General features: G+C 54.7%; 21 protein-coding genes. 12 read left to right on the forward strand and 9 right to left on the reverse strand.

Annotated features, from left to right (window positions below; all coding sequences use genetic code 11):
- Positions 1-26 precede the first annotated feature (26 nt).
- The 5 genes from cmoB to JTI98_RS13635 are packed head-to-tail and all read right to left on the reverse strand — an operon-like array spanning position 27 to position 3,604.
- Positions 27-995, reverse strand: a complete 969-nt coding sequence (cmoB, locus tag JTI98_RS13615; protein ID WP_216081373.1) for a tRNA 5-methoxyuridine(34)/uridine 5-oxyacetic acid(34) synthase CmoB — start codon at positions 993-995, stop codon at positions 27-29.
- Positions 992-1,735 carry a carboxy-S-adenosyl-L-methionine synthase CmoA gene (gene cmoA, locus JTI98_RS13620; protein WP_043000353.1) on the reverse strand — a complete coding sequence of 248 codons (744 nt, stop codon included), beginning with the start codon at positions 1,733-1,735 and terminating at the stop codon, positions 992-994. Before cmoA ends, cmoB begins: the two co-directional genes overlap by 4 nt.
- 40 nt (positions 1,736-1,775) lie before the next feature.
- Positions 1,776-2,171, reverse strand: coding sequence for an MAPEG family protein (locus JTI98_RS13625; protein ID WP_042318401.1), 396 nt, complete (start codon positions 2,169-2,171; stop codon positions 1,776-1,778).
- 51 nt (positions 2,172-2,222) lie between these two features.
- Positions 2,223-3,041 (reverse strand): DUF72 domain-containing protein, encoded by an 819-nt coding sequence (locus JTI98_RS13630; RefSeq protein WP_181627573.1) that lies wholly within the window; start codon positions 3,039-3,041, stop codon positions 2,223-2,225.
- Positions 3,038-3,604, reverse strand: coding sequence for a hydrolase (locus tag JTI98_RS13635; RefSeq protein WP_090049244.1), 567 nt, complete (start codon positions 3,602-3,604; stop codon positions 3,038-3,040). Before JTI98_RS13635 ends, JTI98_RS13630 begins: the two co-directional genes overlap by 4 nt.
- Positions 3,605-3,869: 265 nt before the next feature.
- Here JTI98_RS13635 and aspS point away from each other — a divergent pair, with 265 nt between their 5' ends.
- From aspS to ruvB, 6 genes are all read left to right on the forward strand, one after another.
- Positions 3,870-5,642 carry an aspartate--tRNA ligase gene (aspS, locus tag JTI98_RS13640; protein WP_044328622.1) on the forward strand — a complete coding sequence of 591 codons (1,773 nt, stop codon included), beginning with the start codon at positions 3,870-3,872 and terminating at the stop codon, positions 5,640-5,642.
- A gap of 117 nt (positions 5,643-5,759) precedes the next feature.
- Positions 5,760-6,212: a dihydroneopterin triphosphate diphosphatase gene (nudB, locus tag JTI98_RS13645; RefSeq protein WP_044257809.1), complete on the forward strand. Its 453-nt coding sequence runs from the start codon at positions 5,760-5,762 to the stop codon at positions 6,210-6,212.
- A 28-nt stretch (positions 6,213-6,240) separates the two neighbouring features.
- Positions 6,241-6,984: a YebC/PmpR family DNA-binding transcriptional regulator gene (locus JTI98_RS13650; protein ID WP_043000357.1), complete on the forward strand. Its 744-nt coding sequence runs from the start codon at positions 6,241-6,243 to the stop codon at positions 6,982-6,984.
- Positions 6,985-7,018: 34 nt separating this feature from the next.
- Positions 7,019-7,540, forward strand: coding sequence for a crossover junction endodeoxyribonuclease RuvC (gene ruvC, locus JTI98_RS13655; protein ID WP_000022509.1), 522 nt, complete (start codon positions 7,019-7,021; stop codon positions 7,538-7,540).
- Between the two features lie 77 nt (positions 7,541-7,617).
- Positions 7,618-8,229, forward strand: coding sequence for a Holliday junction branch migration protein RuvA (ruvA, locus tag JTI98_RS13660; RefSeq protein ID WP_043000358.1), 612 nt, complete (start codon positions 7,618-7,620; stop codon positions 8,227-8,229).
- Positions 8,230-8,237: 8 nt separating this feature from the next.
- Positions 8,238-9,248: a Holliday junction branch migration DNA helicase RuvB gene (gene ruvB / locus JTI98_RS13665; RefSeq protein ID WP_043000359.1), complete on the forward strand. Its 1,011-nt coding sequence runs from the start codon at positions 8,238-8,240 to the stop codon at positions 9,246-9,248.
- 86 nt (positions 9,249-9,334) lie between these two features.
- Here ruvB and znuB read toward each other — a convergent pair whose 3' ends face one another.
- Both znuB and znuC read right to left on the reverse strand, forming a co-directional pair.
- Entirely contained in the window at positions 9,335-10,120 is a 786-nt protein-coding gene (gene znuB, locus JTI98_RS13670) for a zinc ABC transporter permease subunit ZnuB (protein WP_044257629.1), read from the reverse strand.
- The gene (gene znuC, locus JTI98_RS13675; RefSeq protein WP_044257630.1) at positions 10,117-10,872 is read right to left on the reverse strand and encodes a zinc ABC transporter ATP-binding protein ZnuC; all 756 of its coding nucleotides are present in this window, start codon (positions 10,870-10,872) and stop codon (positions 10,117-10,119) included. The genes znuB and znuC overlap by 4 nt, the downstream gene beginning before the upstream one ends.
- Positions 10,873-10,950: 78 nt before the next feature.
- On the opposite strand from znuC, the gene znuA reads away from it, so the two are divergent.
- The 3 genes from znuA to lpxM all read left to right on the forward strand — a co-directional run bounded on the left by znuA (position 10,951) and on the right by lpxM (position 14,327).
- Positions 10,951-11,895 (forward strand): zinc ABC transporter substrate-binding protein ZnuA, encoded by a 945-nt coding sequence (gene znuA, locus JTI98_RS13680; RefSeq protein ID WP_043000362.1) that lies wholly within the window; start codon positions 10,951-10,953, stop codon positions 11,893-11,895.
- Between the two features lie 15 nt (positions 11,896-11,910).
- Positions 11,911-13,233 carry a murein DD-endopeptidase MepM gene (gene mepM / locus JTI98_RS13685; RefSeq protein ID WP_216081374.1) on the forward strand — a complete coding sequence of 441 codons (1,323 nt, stop codon included), beginning with the start codon at positions 11,911-11,913 and terminating at the stop codon, positions 13,231-13,233.
- Positions 13,234-13,355: 122 nt separating this feature from the next.
- Positions 13,356-14,327, forward strand: a complete 972-nt coding sequence (lpxM, locus tag JTI98_RS13690) for a lauroyl-Kdo(2)-lipid IV(A) myristoyltransferase (protein ID WP_043000364.1) — start codon at positions 13,356-13,358, stop codon at positions 14,325-14,327.
- Positions 14,328-14,371: 44 nt separating this feature from the next.
- Here the strand turns inward: lpxM and pyk are convergent, their stop codons facing one another.
- Entirely contained in the window at positions 14,372-15,814 is a 1,443-nt protein-coding gene (pyk, locus tag JTI98_RS13695; RefSeq protein ID WP_043000365.1) for a pyruvate kinase, read from the reverse strand.
- Positions 15,815-16,061: 247 nt separating this feature from the next.
- The gene (locus tag JTI98_RS13700; RefSeq protein ID WP_043000366.1) at positions 16,062-16,931 is read right to left on the reverse strand and encodes a MurR/RpiR family transcriptional regulator; all 870 of its coding nucleotides are present in this window, start codon (positions 16,929-16,931) and stop codon (positions 16,062-16,064) included.
- 330 nt (positions 16,932-17,261) lie between these two features.
- Between JTI98_RS13700 and zwf the strand changes: the two genes are divergently transcribed.
- The 3 genes from zwf to kdgA all read left to right on the forward strand — a co-directional run bounded on the left by zwf (position 17,262) and on the right by kdgA (position 21,458).
- Entirely contained in the window at positions 17,262-18,737 is a 1,476-nt protein-coding gene (gene zwf / locus JTI98_RS13705; protein ID WP_043000367.1) for a glucose-6-phosphate dehydrogenase, read from the forward strand.
- A 232-nt stretch (positions 18,738-18,969) separates the two neighbouring features.
- Complete coding sequence (gene edd, locus JTI98_RS13710; protein ID WP_044257635.1) at positions 18,970-20,781, forward strand: phosphogluconate dehydratase; 1,812 nt, start codon at positions 18,970-18,972, stop codon at positions 20,779-20,781.
- A 35-nt stretch (positions 20,782-20,816) separates the two neighbouring features.
- Positions 20,817-21,458: a bifunctional 4-hydroxy-2-oxoglutarate aldolase/2-dehydro-3-deoxy-phosphogluconate aldolase gene (gene kdgA, locus JTI98_RS13715; RefSeq protein ID WP_043000369.1), complete on the forward strand. Its 642-nt coding sequence runs from the start codon at positions 20,817-20,819 to the stop codon at positions 21,456-21,458.
- Positions 21,459-21,481 lie beyond the last annotated feature (23 nt).

Below are 21,481 nucleotides of genomic sequence, written 5' to 3' on the forward strand. Positions count from 1 at the left end.
GCTTATCCGGCCTACAACCCACAACATCACGGCTTACGCGCAATTAATACGGCACGTAATGGAGCGGGGTAGCCTTCGACCGTTTTGCTGTGATCGTTCGGGTCGAGGAAATCGGCCAGCGATTCGGTGATCATCCATTCGGTACGGCGCTGCTCTTCGGTCGTCGTCACGCAGACATCCGCGATGCGAACATCAACGAAGCCGCATTTTTCCAGCCAGTTTTTCAGCGCCAGCGCGGAAGGGATGAAATAGACGTTGCGCATCTGCGCGTAGCGATCGCCCGGCACCAGCACAGTGTTTTCGTCGCCTTCCACCACCAGCGTTTCGAGCACCAGTTCGCCGTCTTTCACCAGTTGATCTTTCAACTGCCAGAGATGCTCCAGCGGGGAGCGGCGATGGTAAAGCACGCCCATCGAAAAGACGGTATCAAACGCATTCAGCGCCGGAAGTTGTTCTATACCCAGCGGCAGCAGATGCGCACGCTGATCGTTCCCCAGCAGCTTTCGCACCGCTTCAAACTGGCACAGGAACAGTTGCGTCGGGTCAATACCAACAGCCAGATGCGCGCCCGCGCCAATCATGCGCCACATATGGTAGCCGCTGCCGCAACCTACATCCAGAATCGTGCGACCGGTCAGATCCGACAGATGCGGCAGTACGCGATCCCATTTCCAGTCAGAACGCCATTCAGTATCAATGTTCACGCCATACAGCGAGTATGGCCCTTTACGCCATGGCATCAGATTTCGCATCAGGGTGTCGATACGCTTGATCTGCCCCGGGCTCAGCGGCGCTTCACTTTCCGCCGTCACGCTGTGTAATAAATCCAGACGGTACGGCGTCAGTTCCGGCAGAAATTCCACCGCGTTTGACCACTGCTTAAACAGACCGTGCTGATCGCGCTGCCAGGCGGCAATCTGCGCGGGCAACGTTTCCAGCCAGTGGGCAAGATGATTTTTGGCAATCAGCTGATAGAAGTTACCAAAGTCGATCATGCGCTCGCCTCAGCTTTCAATGCCACCAGTGAGCCAAAGTTAAAGCACTGGAACCACAGTTCGCTGTGCTCAAAACCGGCCTGACGCAGGCGGGCTTTATGGGTTTCGACTGAATCGGTCAGCATCACGTTTTCCAGCATGCTGCGCTTCTGGCTGATTTCCAGTTCGCTGTAGCCGTTGGCTCGCTTGAAGTCGTGGTGCATGTTGAACAGCAGTTCGCCCACTTTCGCATCTTCGAAGCTGAATTTTTCCGACAGCACCAGCGCGCCGCCCGGATTCAGCCCCTGATAAATCTTATCCAACAACGCCTGGCGCTCCGGCGGCTCAAGGAATTGCAGGGTAAAATTCAGTACCACCATTGAGGCGTTCTCGATGGTGATGGCGCGGATGTCGCCTTCCACCACCTCAACTGGCGTGGGTGCCTTGTAAGCATCGATATGACGGCGGCAGCGTTCGATCATCGCCGGGGAGTTATCAACGGCGATAATTTTGCAGTTTTCATGATGGATATTGCGACGCACCGAGAGCGTCGCCGCACCCAACGAACAACCCAGATCGTAGACCTGCGTATCCGGCTGCACAAAACGCTCGGCAAGCATGCCAATCATCGAAATGATATTGGAATAGCCGGGAACAGAACGCTGGATCATATCCGGGAAGACTTCGGCTACCCGTTCATCGAAGGTCCAGTCGCCCAGGCTGGCGATGGGCGCAGAAAAAAGCGTGTCGCGGTGAGACATAACGTAAAAATCCGGGAAAAATAAAGTGGCGTATTGTGCGCTAATGCAGGGAGAAAACCAACTCCCACGGCATATACCAAAGGTTCGCCAGCACCATTAGTAACAATGCACACCAGGTGGCGCTCATGCCGGAGCGACGCCAGCGGAACAGACGGTGATGGAAACCGTAATAATGCATCAGCCGACCCACGAGCAGAATAATGCCGCAAATATGCACCATCCAGGTTTCTGCGCCGTTCATTTCCATAAACAGCAGCAGCACTAACGCGACGGGAATATATTCCACCGCATTACCATGAATGCGGATGGCTGTCTGGAGTTCACTGAAGCCGCCGTCACCATAGGCAACGCGGTATTGCATCCGCAGGCGGACAACGTCAAAAGAAAACTTCATCAACAACAACGCACCCAAAACGGCATACAGCGCGCTTACCATACAAACTCCCTTTAAAATGGCTGATGGCACTGTCTATGATAGGTGGCAATTTCAGAAAAGAGAAGATTGCTGTGGAATGGACGGAGCAGTTCCGATATCTGGTAAGACGTCTCGCAAGTCCTGCCACAGGGTATCGACCAGTTCCGGAGCCTGCGCGATATCCGGGGTATGCAAAAAGAGATACGGTGTGGTGGCCTGTTCCCAGAGCGGTAATTTTTTTAGCCAGTCGGCAAAGAACGCCCGGTTTTGTCGCATATCATCGCTGCCGATAAAGCGCACCAGCGGATGGTTCGCGGTCACTACTGCATGTACCGGCAGTTTCGGCTTCTTGCGTTGGGCGTCGCGGATGGCTTCATTATGCGCATGGGCCGCGTGTACCGGACGACTGTCGAGGATAACCCGATTCACTCCGCGCTGATGCAATCCGCTATTAAGCTGCTGTTCAGCGTCACCTTTAGCGAAAAATTCAGGATGACGGACTTCGACGCCGTAGGTAAACGTCCGTGGCAGGGCATCGAGAAAATGCCAGAGCGCCGGGAGATCGCGGGGGCCAAAGGTGGCGGGCAATTGCAGCCAGTACTGACCGATGCGGCTTTCCAGCGGCGACATTCGGGTCAGGAATTCGTGCTGCAGATCATCGCAATTGCGCAGGGCCGCCTGATGGGAAATGGTCGCCGGGAATTTAAAACAGAAACGAAATGCATCCGTCGTTTGTGCGTGCCAGCGTGCCACAATCTCCGCTTTTGGCAGCGCATACAGCGTGGTGTTGCCTTCCACACAGTTAAAGTGGCGGGCATACTCTTCAAGACCGGTGATGCCAAGACGCACCCATTTTGGGTGCGACCATTGCGGCAGACCAATGTAGATCATAAGGCGTTGACGATCTCTTCTGTGCTGCGCACCCGCGCAATACGAGGGAAGATGTGCGTCAGGCTGTTCTGATGCTGGTCGGCGCTGGCGGCGCTACAGGCATCTTCGGCAATCACCAGGCTAAAACCCAGCTCCCAGGCGTTACGCGCGGTGGACTCGACGCCGATATTGGTCGAAATCCCGCACAGTACGATGGTGTCGATACCGCGGCGGCGTAACTGAAGCTCGAGATCCGTGCCATAGAATGCACCCCACTGGCGCTTGGTCACTTCCAGATCGCTGTCGTCTTTGCCCAGCGCAGGCGGATAGGTCCACCAGTTTTCCGGCAGCGCATGGGCCGGTGCCTGTGCATCTACGGGTTGTTTGAGCGCTTCGGCGTAATCATCAGACCAGCCCACGCGGACCATTACCACCGGGGAGCCGTTAGCACGAAACGTCTGTGCCAGCCGGGCAGCGCGCGCCACCACGTCATTGGCAGAATGAGGGCCGCCGGCGAAGGGCAGGATCCCTTCCTGCAGGTCGATAATGACCAGGGCGGTCGTTTTTGCGTTCAGTTGTAACATGATAACTCCCGTCAAGAATCGAAATTCCATTACACCTTAATCGCGATTGGGTGTGTAACGAGCGACAATTTTTGTTATTTTTTGTGAGAATACGCAATGCCCGTCCAGGAAACAGGCGTACAGTCAGTACCGGGCTTATCGTGCGGCGGAATTTCCAGTATAATAGCCGCCTTTTTTCATTCAGTTGTGACATACAGTTAAAGCTGCGACATCGTGGCCTGCAAGACAGGCGACAATCCGCCTGCGGCTAATTAAGGGATATCTCATGCGTACAGAATATTGCGGACAGTTGCGTCTGTCCCACGTGGGGCAGCAGGTGACTCTGTGTGGTTGGGTCAACCGTCGTCGTGATCTTGGTAGTCTGATCTTCATCGACATGCGCGATCGCGAAGGTATCGTGCAGGTGTTTTTCGATCCGGATCGTGCGGACGCGTTAAAGCTGGCCTCTGAACTGCGTAATGAGTTCTGCATCCAGGTGACGGGCACCGTGCGTGCGCGTGACGAGAAAAACGTTAACAGCGAAATGGCGACTGGCGAAATCGAAGTGCTGGCCTCTTCGCTGACGATCATCAACCGTGCAGAATCACTGCCGCTTGACTCTAACCACGTGAACACCGAAGAAGCGCGTCTGAAATACCGTTATCTGGATCTGCGTCGCCCGGAAATGGCGCAACGCCTGAAAACCCGCGCGAAGATCACAAGCCTGGTACGTCGCTTTATGGACGACCACGGTTTCCTCGATATCGAAACCCCGATGCTGACCAAAGCCACGCCGGAAGGCGCGCGTGACTATCTGGTTCCTTCGCGTGTGCACAAAGGCAAATTTTACGCGCTGCCGCAGTCACCGCAGCTGTTTAAACAACTGCTGATGATGTCCGGCTTTGACCGTTACTACCAGATCGTCAAATGCTTCCGCGACGAAGACCTGCGTGCTGACCGTCAGCCTGAATTTACCCAGATCGATGTGGAAACCTCCTTCATGACCGCCGAACAGGTACGTGAAGTGATGGAAGCGCTGGTGCGTAACCTGTGGAATGAGGTGAAAGGTGTGGAACTGGGTGACTTCCCGGTCATGACTTTTGCTGAAGCCGAGCGTCGTTACGGTTCTGACAAACCGGACCTGCGTAACCCGATGGAACTGGTGGACGTTGCCGACCTGCTGAAGGCCGTTGAGTTTGCCGTGTTCTCTGGCCCAGCGAACGATCCGAAAGGTCGCGTTGCTGCGCTGCGTGTACCAGGCGGAGCGAGCTTAAGTCGTAAGCAGATCGACGACTACGGTAACTTCATTAAGATCTACGGCGCGAAAGGTCTGGCTTATATCAAAGTCACCGAGCGAGCGAAAGGTCTGGAAGGTATCAACAGCCCGGTGGCGAAATTCCTCAATGCGGAAATCGTGGAAGCCATCCTTGAGCGCACAGGCGCGCAGGATGGCGATATGATTTTCTTCGGTGCGGACAACAAGAAGGTCGTGGCCGACGCGCTGGGCGCGCTGCGTCTGAAACTGGGTAAAGACCTGGGTCTGACTGACGAAACGAAATGGGCGCCGCTGTGGGTCATCGACTTCCCGATGTTTGAAGACGACGGCGAAGGCGGCCTGACCGCGATGCACCACCCGTTCACCTCACCGAAAGACATGACGGCTGCAGAACTGAAAGCGGCGCCGGAAGACGCGGTGGCGAATGCCTACGATATGGTGATCAACGGCTACGAAGTCGGTGGTGGTTCCGTGCGTATTCACAGCGGTGAAATGCAGCAGACCGTGTTTGGCATTCTGGGCATCAATGAACAGGAACAGCGTGAGAAGTTTGGCTTCCTGCTCGACGCACTGAAATACGGTACGCCGCCGCACGCGGGTCTGGCATTCGGTCTGGACCGTTTGACCATGCTGCTGACCGGCACCGATAATATTCGTGACGTAATTGCCTTCCCGAAAACCACCGCTGCGGCGTGTCTGATGACCGAAGCGCCGAGCATCGCGAACCCGGCAGCACTGGCTGAACTGGGTATCGACGTGGTGAAGAAGGAAGAGAAAAACTGATATGGCTGATATACACGAAATCATTCGCGCTACCTCGCGGCGGCAACGGAGTGAGTTCCCATGATCATAGCTAACACTATGTATGGGATGAGCGAAGGCAGCCAACAACGAGATAGCGTGAAGGATAAAGTGTATAAGCGTCCCGTTTCGGTTCTGGTCGTTATCTACGCACAGGACTCGAAACGGGTGTTGATGTTACAGCGACGCGACGATCCTGAATTCTGGCAGTCGGTTACCGGCAGTGTGGAAGAGGGAGAGACCACGTCGCAGGCCGCCATGCGCGAAGTAAAGGAAGAGGTCGCCATTGACGTTGCGGTTGAGCAACTGACCTTAATTGACTGTCAGCGCACGGTGGAGTTTGAGATTTTTTCTCATTTACGTCATCGCTATGCACCGGGTGTGTTGCGCAATACAGAATCCTGGTTCTGCCTTGCGCTGCCGCACGAGCGTCAGATCGTTTTTAGCGAACATCTGGCCTACCAGTGGCTTGATGCGCCAGCTGCGGCGGCGCTCACCAAGTCATGGAGCAACCGGCAGGCGATTGAAGAATTTGTGATTAACATCGCCTGAGAGGGCGTGCTTTTTTGAGGAAATATTTATGGCAGGTCATAGTAAATGGGCCAACACCAGACACCGTAAAGCGGCGCAGGATGCGAAGCGCGGCAAAATCTTCACCAAGATTATTCGTGAGCTGGTGACAGCAGCCAAACTGGGCGGCGGCGATCCGGATGCGAACCCGCGTCTGCGTGCGGCTATCGACAAAGCGCTGGCTAACAACATGACCCGTGACACGCTGAACCGTGCAATCGCCCGCGGCGTGGGTGGTGATGATGATGCGAACATGGAAACCATCATCTATGAAGGTTATGGCCCTGGCGGCACTGCCGTGATGATTGAATGTCTGTCTGACAACCGTAACCGTACCGTTGCCGAAGTGCGTCACGCCTTCAGCAAAACCGGGGGTAACCTGGGCACGGATGGTTCTGTTTCCTATCTGTTCAGCAAAAAAGGCGTCATCTCTTTCGAGAAAGGGGATGAAGACGCCATTATGGAAGCGGCACTGGAAGCGGGTGCGGAAGACGTGGTGACCTTCGATGATGGCGCGATTGATGTCTACACGGCATGGGAAGAGATGGGTAAAGTGCGTGACGCACTGGAAGCCGCCGGTCTGAAAGCCGACAGTTCAGAAGTCTCTATGATCCCGTCGACCAAAGCGGAAATGGATGCGGAAACCGCACCGAAACTGATGCGTCTGATCGACATGCTGGAAGACTGTGACGACGTGCAGGAAGTTTATCACAACGGTGAAATCTCTGATGAGGTTGCCGCTACATTAGAATGATGTGGCTTAATCCCGTTACAACCGGAGGCGCGTGATGTCCATCATTCTCGGTATTGATCCGGGCTCCCGCATCACCGGTTACGGCGTGATACGTCAGGTCGGCAGACAACTGACGTATCTCGGCAGCGGCTGCATTCGTACCAAAGTCGACGATCTTCCGTCACGCCTGAAGCTGATTTATGCCGGCGTGACGGAAATCATCACCCAGTTTCAGCCCGACTACTTTGCCATCGAGCAGGTCTTTATGGCGAAGAACGCCGATTCTGCGCTCAAACTGGGGCAGGCGCGCGGGGTAGCGATTGTGGCGGCGGTCAACCAGGAACTGCCAGTATTTGAATATGCGGCACGTCAGGTCAAGCAGACGGTGGTTGGCATTGGTAGCGCAGAGAAAAGTCAGGTGCAGCACATGGTGCGAACCTTGCTGAAACTGCCCGCGAATCCGCAGGCGGATGCGGCAGATGCGCTGGCCATCGCCATTACGCACTGCCATGTTAGTCAGAATGCGATGCAAATGAGCGAATCACGCCTCAATCTTGCCCGAGGTCGCTTGCGATAATGACAAATGAGGCTGGATATCTATCCAGCCTTTTTTTATGATACAGCTTTACTTTCGGCCCAACGCAGGAGCGTAACGTGATAGGCAGACTCAGAGGCATCATTCTGGAAAAACAACCCCCGCTGGTGTTACTCGAAGTGGGCGGCGTCGGCTATGAAGTGCATATGCCCATGACCTGTTTTTATGAGCTCCCGGAATCCGGAAAAGAAGCCGTTGTCTTTACCCACTTCGTGGTTCGCGAAGACGCGCAGCTGCTGTATGGTTTTAACAATAAGCAAGAGCGTACGTTGTTTAAAGAACTCATCAAAACCAACGGCGTCGGGCCTAAACTGGCGCTGGCGATCCTCTCCGGGATGTCCGCACAGCAGTTCGTCAATGCTGTCGAACGCGAAGAACTGGGCGCGCTGGTCAAGCTGCCTGGTATTGGCAAAAAAACGGCTGAACGACTGATTGTCGAAATGAAGGACCGTTTCAAGGGGCTGCATGGCGATCTCTTTACGCCAGCCGCCGATCTGGTGCTGACCTCGCCAGCGAGCCCGGCGACGGACGATGCCGAACAGGAAGCGGTTGCGGCGCTGGTGGCGCTGGGCTATAAACCACAGGAAGCCAGCCGCATGGTGAGCAAAATCGCTCGCCCGGATGCCAGCAGTGAAACACTGATCCGCGAAGCCCTGCGCGCCGCGTTATGAGGTAAAGGATGATAGAAGCAGATCGCCTGATTTCGGCAGGTGCCGCACTCACAGAAGATGTCGCCGATCGCGCCATTCGCCCGAAATTACTCGAAGAGTATATCGGTCAACCTCAGGTGCGTTCGCAGATGGAGATTTTCATCCAGGCGGCAAAACTGCGGGGGGATGCGCTCGACCACCTGCTGATTTTTGGTCCTCCCGGACTGGGGAAAACCACGCTTGCCAATATCGTTGCCAATGAAATGGGCGTCAATCTGCGTACCACTTCCGGTCCGGTGCTGGAAAAAGCGGGCGATCTGGCTGCGATGCTGACCAACCTTGAGCCGCACGACGTACTGTTTATCGATGAGATCCATCGACTGTCGCCGGTGGTGGAAGAGGTGCTCTATCCGGCGATGGAAGATTATCAGCTGGATATTATGATCGGCGAAGGGCCGGCGGCGCGTTCAATTAAAATCGATTTGCCGCCGTTTACCCTGATTGGCGCAACGACCCGCGCGGGTTCACTGACCTCTCCTCTGCGCGATCGCTTTGGCATTGTGCAGCGTCTGGAGTTTTATCAGGTGCCGGATCTCCAGCATATCGTTGGGCGCAGCGCGCGCTTTATGGGGCTGGAGATGAGCGAGGAAGGGGCGCTGGAAGTGGCGCGTCGCGCACGCGGTACGCCGCGTATCGCCAACCGGCTACTGCGGCGCGTACGGGATTTTGCCGAAGTGAAGCATGATGGCACCATTTCCGCCGATATAGCTGCTAAGGCGCTGGATATGTTGAACGTGGATGCGGAAGGGTTTGATTACATGGACCGCAAGCTGCTGCTGGCGGTGATCGACAAATTCTTTGGTGGGCCGGTCGGGCTGGATAACCTGGCGGCAGCCATCGGTGAAGAGCGTGAAACCATTGAAGATGTGCTGGAGCCGTATCTGATTCAGCAAGGTTTTTTGCAGCGCACGCCGCGCGGAAGAATGGCGACAGTACGCGCCTGGAACCACTTTGGCATTACGCCACCGGAAATGCCTTGATGCCTGATGGCGCTGCGCTTATCTGGCCTACAAATTCACGTAGGCCGGATAAGACGCGCTGGCGTCGTCATCCGGCAACATACCCGTCAGCTTGCCTGCTTCTTCATCATGCTGAAGATAAACAGCAGTGCGGCGCACAGCACCACTGATGGGCCCGCAGGGGTGTCGTAGAAGGCCGAGAAGGTCAGCCCACCTGTAACCGCTATCATTCCAGTTCCTACTGCAACGCCAGCCATCTGTTCCGGCGTCCGCGCAAAACGACGCGCCGTAGCTGCCGGGATAATCAGCAACGAGGTGATGATCAGCGCCCCGACGAATTTCATCGCCACGCCAATGGTTAAGGCTGTCACCAGCATCAGTAAAAGCTTCACGCGCTGCAGTTTCACCCCGTCAACAAATGCCAGATCGGGGCTGATGGTCATTGACAGCAGGTTGCGCCATTGCCAGAAGAGGATCGCCAGCACGATCACCACGCCCATGGCGATAGAGATCAAATCGTCCGGCGTAACCGCCAGCAGATCGCCAAACAGGTAAGCCATCAGATCCACGCGAATATTCGACATCAGGCTGACCACGACCAGGCCCAGCGACAGCGCACTGTGCGCCATAATGCCAAGCAGCGTATCGATGGCAAGGTGAGGGCGCTTTTCCAGCCAGACCAGGCCTGTCGCCAGCATTAGCGTTACGGCAATGACCGCATAGAAAGGGTTCACATCCAACAACAGGCCAAAAGCGACGCCGAGCAGCGACGCATGTGCCAGTGTATCACCAAAATAAGACATCCGACGCCAGACGACAAATGAACCCAGTGGACCCGCCGCACAGGCCAGCATGATCCCGGCTAACCAGCCAGGCAGTAATAATTCAATCATGATTGACCATTTCCCCGGCGCAACACAATACGACCCTGCAGGTCGTGGCGGTGATTATGATGATGACGGTAAATTCCCAGTTGCTCCGCGCCGCGAGGGCCGAACATCGAGATAAATTCCGGGTGCATGGAAACGATTTCAGGGGTACCTGAACAGCAAATGTGATGATTCAGACACAACACTTCGTCGGTTTTTGCCATCACCAGATGCAGGTCATGGGACACCATCAGCACGGCGCAATCCAGCTCACGACGTAACTGATCGATAAGGTCGTACAGCGCGACCTGGCCGTTGACATCTACGCCCTGAGTGGGTTCGTCAAGCACCAGAAGCTGTGGCTGATTGAGGAGCGCGCGCGCTAACAGGACGCGCTGCGTCTCGCCGCCGGAGAGCTTTTGCATCGGCGCGTCAATCAGATGCCCGGCCTGTACACGTTTCAGGGCCGGCAGGATGTCATCTTTCTTCGTACCGGGGCGCAGGCGTAAGAAACGACTGACGGTAAGCGGCAGGGTGGTATCGAGATACAATTTCTGCGGAACGTAGCCAATTCGCAGCTTACCATTACGCGTGATCACCCCTTCATCCGGGGCGACCAGTCCGAGAACGACGCGAACCAGCGTTGACTTCCCGGCGCCATTTGGGCCGAGTAGCGTTAAAATTTTTCCGGGTCTCAGTTCAAGCGAAACGTCAGAAAGGACGCGGCGCTGGCCGAACGAGACCGAGACATTTTCCAGTGAAACCAAAGTCGTCATGTCAATTTTAGTCTTGCAGAAGTTATAGAATGTTATAATATCACATTTCTCACATTCATTACGATGATTGGTCGCATTATGTTACATAAAAATACGCTTCTTTTCGCTGCATTATCCGCCGCTCTTTGGGGCAGTGCAACACAGGCGGCAAATGCCGCCGTTGTCGCTTCTCTCAAGCCATTAGGGTTCATTGCTTCTGCCATTGCTGATGGCGTCACGGAGACCCAAGTCTTACTTCCGGATGGGGCATCCGAACATGATTATTCACTACGTCCATCTGACGTAAAACGCTTACAGGGCGCGGACTTAGTTGTCTGGATTGGGCCGGAAATGGAAGCGTTCATGGAAAAGTCCGTCAGCAACATTCCCGCCGCTAAACAGGTAACGATTGCGCAACTCAAAGACGTGAAACCGTTGCTCATGAAAGGGGCTGACGATGATGATGATGAGCACGACCACGATCATGACCACGGCGAAAAAGGTGACGCACATCACCATCATGGTGATTACAACATGCATCTTTGGCTCTCCCCAGAGATAGCGCGGGCCTCAGCGGTTGCAATCCATGAAAAATTAGTGGAACTTATGCCGCAAAGTCGAGCCAAACTTGACGCCAACCTGAAGGATTTTGAGGCACAATTAGCCGCAACCGATAAGCAGGTCGGTAACGAGCTCGCACCGCTCAAGGGCAAAGGGTATTTCGTTTTTCATGACGCCTATGGCTATTACGAAAAACACTACGGACTCACTCCATTGGGTCACTTCACCGTCAACCCTGAGATACAACCTGGTGCGCAGCGTTTACATGAAATAAGAACACAGTTGGTTGAGCAAAAAGCAACCTGCGTTTTTGCTGAGCCACAGTTCAGGCCAGCGGTCGTTGAAGCCGTTGCGAGAGGGACATCCGTTCGAATGGGAACGTTGGATCCCCTCGGGACAAACATCAAACTGGGTAAAACGAGCTATTCAGCGTTCTTGAACCAACTAGCGAACCAGTATGCGAGCTGCCTGAAAGGAGATTAATGAGGAAGTGAATACGTGCAACAGATAGCCCGCTCTGTCGCCCTGGCATTTAATAATCTGCCCAGACCCCATCGCGTTATGCTGGGGTCGCTTACTGTTCTGACACTGGCCGTTGCTGTCTGGCGGCCTTACGTTTATCACCCGGAATCTGCCCCCATTGTTAAAACGATCGAACTGGAGAAGAGCGAAATTCGTTCACTGCTCCCGGAGGCCAGCGAGCCTATCGATCAGGCGGCACAGGAAGATGAAGCCATTCCTCAGGATGAGCTGGACGACAAAACCTCGGGAGAAGCGGGCGTTCATGAATATGTCGTTTCGACGGGCGATACCCTCAGCAGCATTCTGAATCAGTACGGCATTGATATGGGTGATATCGCCCAGCTTGCCGCGTCTGATAAAGAGCTGCGTAATCTGAAGATTGGTCAACAGCTCTCCTGGACGCTGACCGCGGACGGCGATTTACAGCGTCTGACGTGGGAAATGTCGCGTCGCGAAACCCGTACCTATGACCGTACTGCGGCGAACGGCTTTAAAATGAGCGCGGAAACGCAGCAGGGCGATTGGGTAAACAGCCTGATGAAAGGCACCGTTGGCAACAGCTTCGTCGCCAGTGCGAAAGCTGCCGGGCTGACCAGCGCTGAAATTAGCGCGGTGATCAAAGCGATGCAGTGGCAGATGGACTTCCGCAAACTGAAAAAAGGCGATGAGTTCTCTGTGCTGATGTCTCGTGAAATGCTGGACGGCAAGCGTGAGCAGAGCCAGTTGTTGGGCGTGCGTTTGCGTTCAGAAGGTAAAGATTATTACGCTATCCGTGCCGAAGACGGAAAGTTCTACGACCGCAATGGTACCGGGCTGGCGAAAGGCTTCCTGCGTTTCCCGACGGCGAAACAGTTCCGCATTTCGTCTAACTTCAACCCGCGTCGAACCAACCCGGTTACCGGACGTGTCGCGCCACACAGAGGCGTGGACTTCGCGATGCCGCAGGGGACGCCGGTGCTGTCCGTGGGTGACGGTGAAGTCGTCGTGGCGAAACGCAGCGGTGCGGCTGGCTATTATGTGGCGGTGCGTCACGGTCGTACCTATACCACGCGCTATATGCACCTGCGTAAACTGCTGGTGAAACCGGGACAAAAGGTTAAACGTGGCGATCGTATCGCACTCTCCGGTAACACCGGACGTTCTACTGGCCCGCATCTTCACTATGAAGTCTGGATTAACCAGCAGGCGGTTAACCCGCTGACGGCGAAACTGCCGCGTACCGAAGGGCTGACCGGTAAAGATCGTACCGATTACCTGGCGCAGGTCAAAGAGGTTCTGCCGCAGTTACGCTTCGATTAATCACTCATGACTTCAAAGCCGGTACGCAGCGCGTGTGCCGGCTTTTTTATTTTGTGCGCGGCAGGGTGCGCCGCTACACTATCATCAGATTTACTTTTCGCGTCATCAGGCACTGGATAAGCATGGAAACAAAAAAAAATAATAGTGAGTACATCCCTGAGTTTGAGAAATCTTTTCGCCATCCGCGTTACTGGGGCGCATGGCTGGGCGTCGCGGCGATGGCGGGTATCGCCTTAACGCCTGCATCCTTTCGCGACCCGCTGCTGGCAAAACTGGGTCGTTTCGCCGGGCGTCTGGGTAAAAGCTCGCGTCGCCGGGCGTTGATTAACCTGTCATTGTGCTTTCCGGAACGTAGCGAAGCTGAGCGCGAGGCTATCGTCGATGAGATGTTTTCAACTGCGCCGCAGGCCATGGCGATGATGGCGGAACTGGCGATTCGCGGTCCGGAAAAAATTCAGTCGCGCGTTGACTGGGAAGGGCTTGAGATCATCGAGGAGATGCACCGCAACAACGAAAAGGTGATCTTCCTGGTGCCGCATGGCTGGGGTGTGGATATTCCGGCAATGTTAATGGCGTCTCAGGGCCAGAAGATGGCGGCAATGTTCCATAATCAGGGAAACCCGGTGTTTGATTACGTCTGGAACACGGTGCGCCGCCGCTTTGGTGGTCGCCTGCATGCGCGTAATGACGGCATCAAGCCGTTCATTCAGTCTGTTCGTCAGGGGTACTGGGGATATTATCTGCCCGATCAGGATCATGGTCCTGAACACAGTGAGTTTGTCGATTTCTTTGCCACCTATAAAGCGACGTTGCCGGCCATTGGTCGACTGATGAAAGTGTGTCGGGCGCGCGTCATTCCGCTGTTCCCGGTATACAACGGCGATACCCACCGGTTGACGATTCAGGTGCGCCCGCCCATGGACGATCTTCTGACCGCTGATGACAACACTATTGCCCGTCGAATGAATGAAGAGGTGGAAATTTTTGTTGGCCCGCATCCCGAGCAATATACCTGGATCCTGAAACTGCTGAAGACCCGCAAACCGGGCGAGATCCAGCCGTATAAGCGCAAAGATCTCTACCCCCTCAAATAAAAAAAGGCCTCTCACATGAGAGGCCTCTTTGTATCAGCCGTCGATTACTCGACGGTCAGAATACGCGTGGTATTGGTTGAGCCAATGGTGCTCATCACGTCTCCCTGCGTCACGATCACCAGATCGCCGGACACCAGGTAGCCTTTGTCACGCAGCAGATTCACCGCTTCGCTTGCTGCGACAACGCCTTCTGCCGCGCTGTCGAAATGCACCGGCGTGACGCCACGGTACAGCGACGTCAGGTTCAGCGTACGCTCATGACGGGACATGGCGAAAATCGGCAGGCCGGAGCTGATGCGAGAAGTCATCAGCGCGGTACGACCGGATTCCGTCATGGTAATGATCGCGGTCACCCCCTTCAGGTGGTTTGCTGCGTACATGGCGGACATCGCAATCGCTTCTTCAACATTGTCGAACTGTACGTCCAGACGGTGTTTGGAGACATTGATGCTGGGGATTTTTTCTGCACCCAGGCAGACGCGCGCCATCGCCGCGACGGTTTCCGCCGGGTACTGGCCTGCCGCCGTTTCGGCTGACAGCATGACCGCATCGGTACCATCCAGCACGGCGTTCGCGACGTCCATCACTTCGGCACGGGTTGGCATTGGGTTGGTGATCATCGACTCCATCATCTGGGTCGCGGTAATCACCGCGCGGTTCAACTTACGTGCGCGACGAATCAACGTCTTCTGGATGCCGACCAGTTCCGGATCGCCAATCTCAACGCCAAGGTCGCCACGAGCGACCATTACCACGTCAGAAGCCAGAATGATGTCATCCATCGCATTCTGGTCGCAGACCGCTTCGGCACGCTCAACTTTGGCCACAATCTTGGCATCGCAGCCCGCATCACGCGCCAGGCGGCGAGCGTAGTTCAGATCTTCGCCGCAACGCGGGAAGGAGACAGCCAGATAGTCAACGCCAATCTGAGCGGCGGTCACGATATCGGCTTTGTCTTTTTCGGTCAGGGCTTCTGCGGAGAGACCGCCGCCCAGCTTGTTGATGCCTTTGTTGTTGGAGAGCGGGCCGCCCACGGTCACTTCCGTGAACACTTTCATACCCTGAACTTCCAGCACTTTTAACTGCACGCGGCCATCGTCGAGCAGCAGAATGTCGCCAGGTACCACGTCTGCCGGCAGACCTTTGTAGTCAATGCCGACTTTTTCCTTGTCGCCTTCACCTTTACCCAGGTTGGCATCCAGGAGAAATTTGTCACCGATGTTGAGGAATACTTTGCCTTCTTTAAAGGTAGAGACGCGAATTTTTGGCCCCTGGAGATCACCCAGGATGCCTACGTGGCGTCCCAATCTGGCAGCGATCTCACGAACTTTATCCGCGCGCATTTTATGATCTTCTGGCGAACCGTGAGAGAAATTCATCCGCACGACGTTAGCACCAGCAGCGATAATCTTTTCAAGATTGTTATCGCGGTCGGTAGCCGGGCCTAATGTCGTAACGATTTTGGTTCTGCGAAGCCTTCTGGACATGTAATACTCCGTTGACTGAAACAACTAGGTGTTGCGTGAAAATTGATCCGGCAGTTCTGAAAACCTTACACCCGTCATACTTCTGGTTGCCTGTGCGTTGGCCTCCTTGCTCACCCCAGTCACTGATTTCAGTAAGCTCCTGAAGATTCGCTGCGTTGCCGCCTTTCCACAACTCGAATTACGTAGGGTCTACATAGCATAGCGAACAAAACCGGATGACGAATTTAAGTCGTACTTATTATTGCTATTAGCGGTCATTACTCTTGATGAGCAGTTCTTTATCAAAACGCGATTCCTTGAGCGCTTCTTTGACACGCTTCAAGTTATCTCTGAATTTTGCCCCACGGCGCAAAGTAAATCCCGTAGCCAGCACATCTATCACGGTCAACTGCGCAAGTCGAGAGACCATGGGCATATAAATGTCAGTATCTTCCGGCACATCGAGCGTAATTGCCAGCGTGGCTTCACGCGCCAGCGGCGTATCAGCGGAGGTTAACGCGATCACCATGGCATCGTTTTCACGTGCAAGCTGCGCCAGTTCGACCAGACTCTTGGTGCGACCGGTATGCGAAATCAGCACGACCACGTCATCGTCACTACAATTCATACAGCTCATCCGTTGCAAAACGACGTCGTCGGAGTAGATAACCGGAACGTTGAAACGGAAAAACTTGTTCATGGCATCATGGGCGACGGCGGCGGACGACCCCAGGCCAAAGAAAGCGATTTTCTTGGCCTGCGTCAGTAAATCCACCGCGCGGTTGATCGCCGATTTGTCCAGCGACTGGCGAACGTGGTCAAGACTGGCCATCGCGGATTCGAAAATCTTGCCCGTATAGGATTCGACACTGTCATCTTCATCCACATTACGATTAACATAAGGGGTACCATTTGCCAGACTTTGTGCCAGATGCAGTTTAAAATCGGGGAAGCCCCGGGTTTCCATGCTGCGACAAAAACGGTTCACCGTCGGTTCACTGACGTTGGCTTCCTGCGCAAGCGTGGCAATACTGCAATGGATGGTCCGCTCGGGTGAGGCGATGATGACATCGGCGACTTTGCGTTCAGATTTGCTCAAATGTTCCAGTTGAGACTGGATCTTTTCCAGCATATTCATGATGTAGACTCAAGGAAATAACGATTTCAGTGATACAAGAAATCGAGAGGCAATTTTGGTAGATAGTACCCCTGCTAATCAGAGAAGGGGGCAAAATGGTCAGCAGAGTTGTTGTTTTTTTTCATAACATGATCAACATCGTGTTTTGACTCACCTTTATGCGTCGCAAACCAACGACAATTTTGACCAATTTGCGCCGTTAAGCGCCAACCGCACGGTGGGTTAAGCGTTTACGGTTTCCGGAATCACGTAAAAGCAGTACAGTGCACTGTAATAAAATTACAAGTAATGCCTGGCAAAGTACCAGGATAGCTAACTAAGGAGAATGACATGGCGGTAACGCAAACAGCCCAGGCATGTGACCTGGTCATTTTCGGCGCGAAAGGCGACCTTGCGCGTCGTAAATTGCTGCCTTCCCTGTATCAACTTGAAAAAGCCGGTCAGCTCAACCCTGAAACCCGCATTATCGGGGTAGGCCGTGCCGACTGGGATAAAGATGCCTACACGAAGGTGGTGCGCGAAGCGCTCGAAACCTTCATGAAAGAAAAGATTGATGAAGGATTGTGGGACACCCTGAGCGCTCGCCTGGATTTCTGCAATCTGGATGTGAACGATACCGCGGCGTTTACTCGTCTTGGGGCGATGCTCGATCAGAAAAACCGCACCACGATCAACTACTTCGCCATGCCGCCAAGCACGTTTGGCGCAATCTGTAAGGGACTGGGCGAAGCGAAACTGAATGCCAAACCGGCACGCGTGGTGATGGAAAAACCGTTGGGTACCTCACTGGCGACATCTCGCGAGATCAACGATCAGGTTGGCGAATATTTTGAAGAGTGCCAGGTTTACCGCATCGACCACTATCTGGGAAAAGAGACCGTTCTGAACCTGCTGGCGCTGCGTTTTGCCAACTCCCTGTTTGTGAATAACTGGGATAACCGCACGATCGATCATGTGGAAATCACCGTGGCAGAAGAGGTGGGCATTGAAGGGCGTTGGGGTTATTTCGACCAGGCCGGGCAGATGCGCGACATGATCCAGAACCACCTGCTGCAAATTCTGTGCATGATTGCGATGTCGCCGCCGTCGGATCTGAGCGCTGACGCCATTCGTGATGAAAAAGTGAAGGTGCTGAAGTCGCTGCGTCGTATCGATCGTTCAAATGTGCGTGAAAAAACCGTTCGCGGCCAGTACACCACCGGCTTTGCTCAGGGCAAAAAAGTCCCGGGCTATCTGGAAGAAGAGGGTGCGAACAAGAGCAGTAACACCGAAACGTTTGTGGCGATCCGCGTCGACATTGATAACTGGCGCTGGGCGGGCGTGCCGTTCTACCTGCGTACCGGTAAACGTCTGCCGACGAAATGTTCTGAAGTTGTGGTTTACTTCAAAACGCCTGAACTGAACCTGTTTAAAGAGTCCTGGCAGGATCTGCCGCAGAACAAGCTAACCATTCGTCTGCAGCCGGATGAAGGCGTGGATATCCAGGTTCTGAACAAAGTTCCGGGTCTTGACCACAAGCATAACCTGCAAATCACCAAGCTGGATCTGAGCTACTCCGAGACTTTCAATCAAACGCATCTGGCGGATGCTTACGAGCGTCTGCTGCTGGAAACCATGCGCGGCATTCAGGCGCTGTTTGTGCGTCGTGATGAAGTCGAAGAGGCGTGGAAGTGGGTCGACTCCATTACCGAAGCGTGGGCAATGGACAACGATGCGCCGAAACCGTACCAGGCCGGGACCTGGGGACCGGTTGCTTCGGTGGCGATGATCACCCGTGACGGTCGTTCCTGGAATGAATTCGAGTAAAAGTGTCTACCACTCCTGTGTTATTTTACCGGTAACATGATCTAACACAGATTGTTGAACAATTTTTGCACTTTTAAGCCTCGTGTGGATTCACCCGCGAGGCTTTTTTTATTACACTGCCTGAAACGATTTTGCCCCTGAGTTCCGGTGAACAAGCGTTTCCTGTATTTATACACGCAGTAAATGAACTTGCCAAACCTGTAGCTCTGACAGATAAATTTCAGGAGCCTCTATGAATCCGAATTTGTTACGCGTAACACAACGTATTGTTGAACGTTCCCGTGAGACCCGTTCTGCCTACCTCGCTCGTATAGAACAGGCTAAATCCTCGACCGTGCACCGCTCACAACTGGCATGCGGGAATCTGGCGCACGGATTCGCGGCTTGTCAGCCAGATGATAAAGCCTCTCTGAAAAGCATGTTGCGTAACAATATCGCGATCATCACTTCCTACAACGACATGCTCTCCGCACATCAACCCTACGAACATTATCCGGACATCATTCGCAAAGCGCTGCATCAAGCCAATGCGGTCGGGCAGGTCGCGGGCGGCGTTCCGGCAATGTGTGACGGCGTAACGCAGGGGCAGGACGGTATGGAGCTTTCGCTGCTGAGCCGCGAAGTGATTGCGATGTCCGCCGCGGTGGGACTCTCTCACAACATGTTCGACGGTGCGCTGTTCCTCGGCGTCTGTGACAAAATCGTCCCGGGTCTGGCGATGGCGGCGCTGTCATTCGGTCATCTGCCTTCCATCTTCGTGCCGTCAGGTCCAATGGCGAGCGGCCTGGCGAATAAAGAGAAAGTCCGCATTCGTCAGCTTTATGCTGAAGGTAAAGTTGATCGTATGGCGCTTCTGGAGTCTGAAGCCGCCTCCTATCATGCGCCGGGCACCTGCACGTTCTACGGTACCGCGAACACCAACCAGATGGTGGTGGAGTTCATGGGGATGCAACTGCCGGGGTCCTCGTTTGTTCACCCGGATGCTCCGCTGCGTGAAGCGCTGACGGCAGCAGCAGCGCGCCAGGTGACGCGTCTGACCGGTAACGGTAACGAATGGATGCCGATCGGCAAAATGATTGATGAAAAAGTGGTGGTGAACGGGATTGTCGCGCTGTTGGCGACCGGCGGTTCAACGAACCATACCATGCACCTGGTGGCGATGGCCCGCGCTGCGGGTATCCAGATTAACTGGGATGACTTCTCTGACCTCTCCGACATCGTGCCGCTGATGGCGCGTCTCTATCCTAACGGCCCGGCGGATATTAACCACTTCCAGGCTGCGGGCGGTGTCCCGGTCCTGATGCGTGAACTGCTGAACGCGGGTCTGCTGCATGAAGACGTCAACACCGTGGCCGGTTACGGCCTGAAGCGCTACACCCTGGAACCGTGGCTGAACAATGGCGAACTCGACTGGCGTGAAGGCGCGGCCAAATCGCTGGACAGCAATGTCATTGCCTCCTTTGACCAGCCGTTCTCTCATCATGGTGGCACTAAAGTGCTGAGTGGTAACCTCGGTCGTGCGGTTATGAAAACGTCCGCCGTACCGGCCGAGAATCAGGTGATTGAAGCACCAGCCGTTGTTTTTGAAAGTCAGCATGATGTCCTGCCGGCCTTTGAAGCGGGTCTGCTGGACCGTGACTGCGTGGTAGTTGTGCGTCATCAGGGACCAAAAGCGAACGGAATGCCAGAATTACATAAACTCATGCCGCCACTTGGTGTATTATTGGACCGTCGTTTCAAAATTGCGTTGGTTACTGATGGTCGACTTTCCGGTGCGTCCGGTAAAGTGCCTTCAGCCATCCATGTAACCCCGGAGGCCTATGATGGCGGACTGCTGGCAAAAGTACGCGATGGCGACATTATTCGGGTGAACGGACAGACAGGTGAATTGACGCTGTTGGTTGATGAGGCGGAGCTTGCCGCTCGCCAGCCGCATATCCCGGATCTGAGCGCATCGCGCATCGGTACGGGGCGTGAAATGTTCGGCGCGCTGCGTGAACAGTTGTCCGGCGCAGAACAGGGCGCAACCTGTATTCATTTTTAAGGCATATTTTGTAATCAGGCGAGAGAAAAACTCTGATGAAAAACTGGAAAACAAGTGCAGAAGCAATCCTGACCACCGGCCCGGTTGTCCCGGTGATCGTAGTGAATAAACTGGAACACGCTGTGCCGATGGCAAAAGCGCTGGTTGCGGGTGGGGTGCGCGTACTGGAAGTGACGTTACGTACCGCCTGCGCGATGGATGCTATCCGCGCTATCGCCAAAGAGGTTCCGGAAGCCATTGTGGGTGCGGGTACGGTGCTGAATCCGCAGCAGCTGGCTGAGGTTACTGCAGCCGGTGCGCAGTTCGCTATCAGCCCAGGTCTGACCGAGCCTCTGCTGAAAGCGGCAACCGAAGGCACGATCCCGTTGATTCCTGGCATCAGCACCGTTTCTGAACTGATGCTGGGTATGGACTACGGCCTGAAAGAGTTCAAATTCTTCCCGGCAGAAGCCAATGGCGGCACTAAAGCACTGCAGGCCATTGCCGGTCCGTTCTCTCAGGTGCGTTTCTGCCCGACTGGCGGCATCTCTCCGGCTAACTACCGCGATTACCTGGCACTGAAAAGCGTGCTGTGCATCGGCGGTTCCTGGCTGGTGCCGAATGACGCGCTGGAAGCTGGTGACTACGATCGTATCACCAGACTGGCTCGCGAAGCGGTTGAAGGCGCGAAGCAGTAAGCTACCCATGTGTAAGCCGTAGG

Origin of the sequence: Citrobacter sp. MGH 55, assembly GCF_016906145.1 — a bacterium.
GTDB lineage: Bacteria > Pseudomonadota > Gammaproteobacteria > Enterobacterales > Enterobacteriaceae > Citrobacter_A > Citrobacter_A amalonaticus.

What these genes read in the sequence shown, in the direction of transcription:
- znuB (WP_044257629.1), bottom strand. Translation starts at nt 10,120, where the DNA reads ATGATTGAATTATTACTGCCTGGCTGGTTAGCCGGGATCATGCTGGCC.
- kdgA (WP_043000369.1), top strand. Translation starts at nt 20,817, where the DNA reads ATGAAAAACTGGAAAACAAGTGCAGAAGCAATCCTGACCACCGGCCCG.
- JTI98_RS13700 (WP_043000366.1), bottom strand. Translation starts at nt 16,931, where the DNA reads ATGAATATGCTGGAAAAGATCCAGTCTCAACTGGAACATTTGAGCAAA.
- JTI98_RS13630 (WP_181627573.1), bottom strand. Translation starts at nt 3,041, where the DNA reads ATGATCTACATTGGTCTGCCGCAATGGTCGCACCCAAAATGGGTGCGT.
- lpxM (WP_043000364.1), top strand. Translation starts at nt 13,356, where the DNA reads ATGGAAACAAAAAAAAATAATAGTGAGTACATCCCTGAGTTTGAGAAA.
- znuC (WP_044257630.1), bottom strand. Translation starts at nt 10,872, where the DNA reads ATGACGACTTTGGTTTCACTGGAAAATGTCTCGGTCTCGTTCGGCCAG.
- JTI98_RS13625 (WP_042318401.1), bottom strand. Translation starts at nt 2,171, where the DNA reads ATGGTAAGCGCGCTGTATGCCGTTTTGGGTGCGTTGTTGTTGATGAAG.
- ruvC (WP_000022509.1), top strand. Translation starts at nt 7,019, where the DNA reads ATGTCCATCATTCTCGGTATTGATCCGGGCTCCCGCATCACCGGTTAC.
- cmoA (WP_043000353.1), bottom strand. Translation starts at nt 1,735, where the DNA reads ATGTCTCACCGCGACACGCTTTTTTCTGCGCCCATCGCCAGCCTGGGC.
- JTI98_RS13635 (WP_090049244.1), bottom strand. Translation starts at nt 3,604, where the DNA reads ATGTTACAACTGAACGCAAAAACGACCGCCCTGGTCATTATCGACCTG.
- znuA (WP_043000362.1), top strand. Translation starts at nt 10,951, where the DNA reads ATGTTACATAAAAATACGCTTCTTTTCGCTGCATTATCCGCCGCTCTT.
- pyk (WP_043000365.1), bottom strand. Translation starts at nt 15,814, where the DNA reads ATGTCCAGAAGGCTTCGCAGAACCAAAATCGTTACGACATTAGGCCCG.
- zwf (WP_043000367.1), top strand. Translation starts at nt 17,262, where the DNA reads ATGGCGGTAACGCAAACAGCCCAGGCATGTGACCTGGTCATTTTCGGC.
- cmoB (WP_216081373.1), bottom strand. Translation starts at nt 995, where the DNA reads ATGATCGACTTTGGTAACTTCTATCAGCTGATTGCCAAAAATCATCTT.
- ruvB (WP_043000359.1), top strand. Translation starts at nt 8,238, where the DNA reads ATGATAGAAGCAGATCGCCTGATTTCGGCAGGTGCCGCACTCACAGAA.
- aspS (WP_044328622.1), top strand. Translation starts at nt 3,870, where the DNA reads ATGCGTACAGAATATTGCGGACAGTTGCGTCTGTCCCACGTGGGGCAG.
- edd (WP_044257635.1), top strand. Translation starts at nt 18,970, where the DNA reads ATGAATCCGAATTTGTTACGCGTAACACAACGTATTGTTGAACGTTCC.
- JTI98_RS13650 (WP_043000357.1), top strand. Translation starts at nt 6,241, where the DNA reads ATGGCAGGTCATAGTAAATGGGCCAACACCAGACACCGTAAAGCGGCG.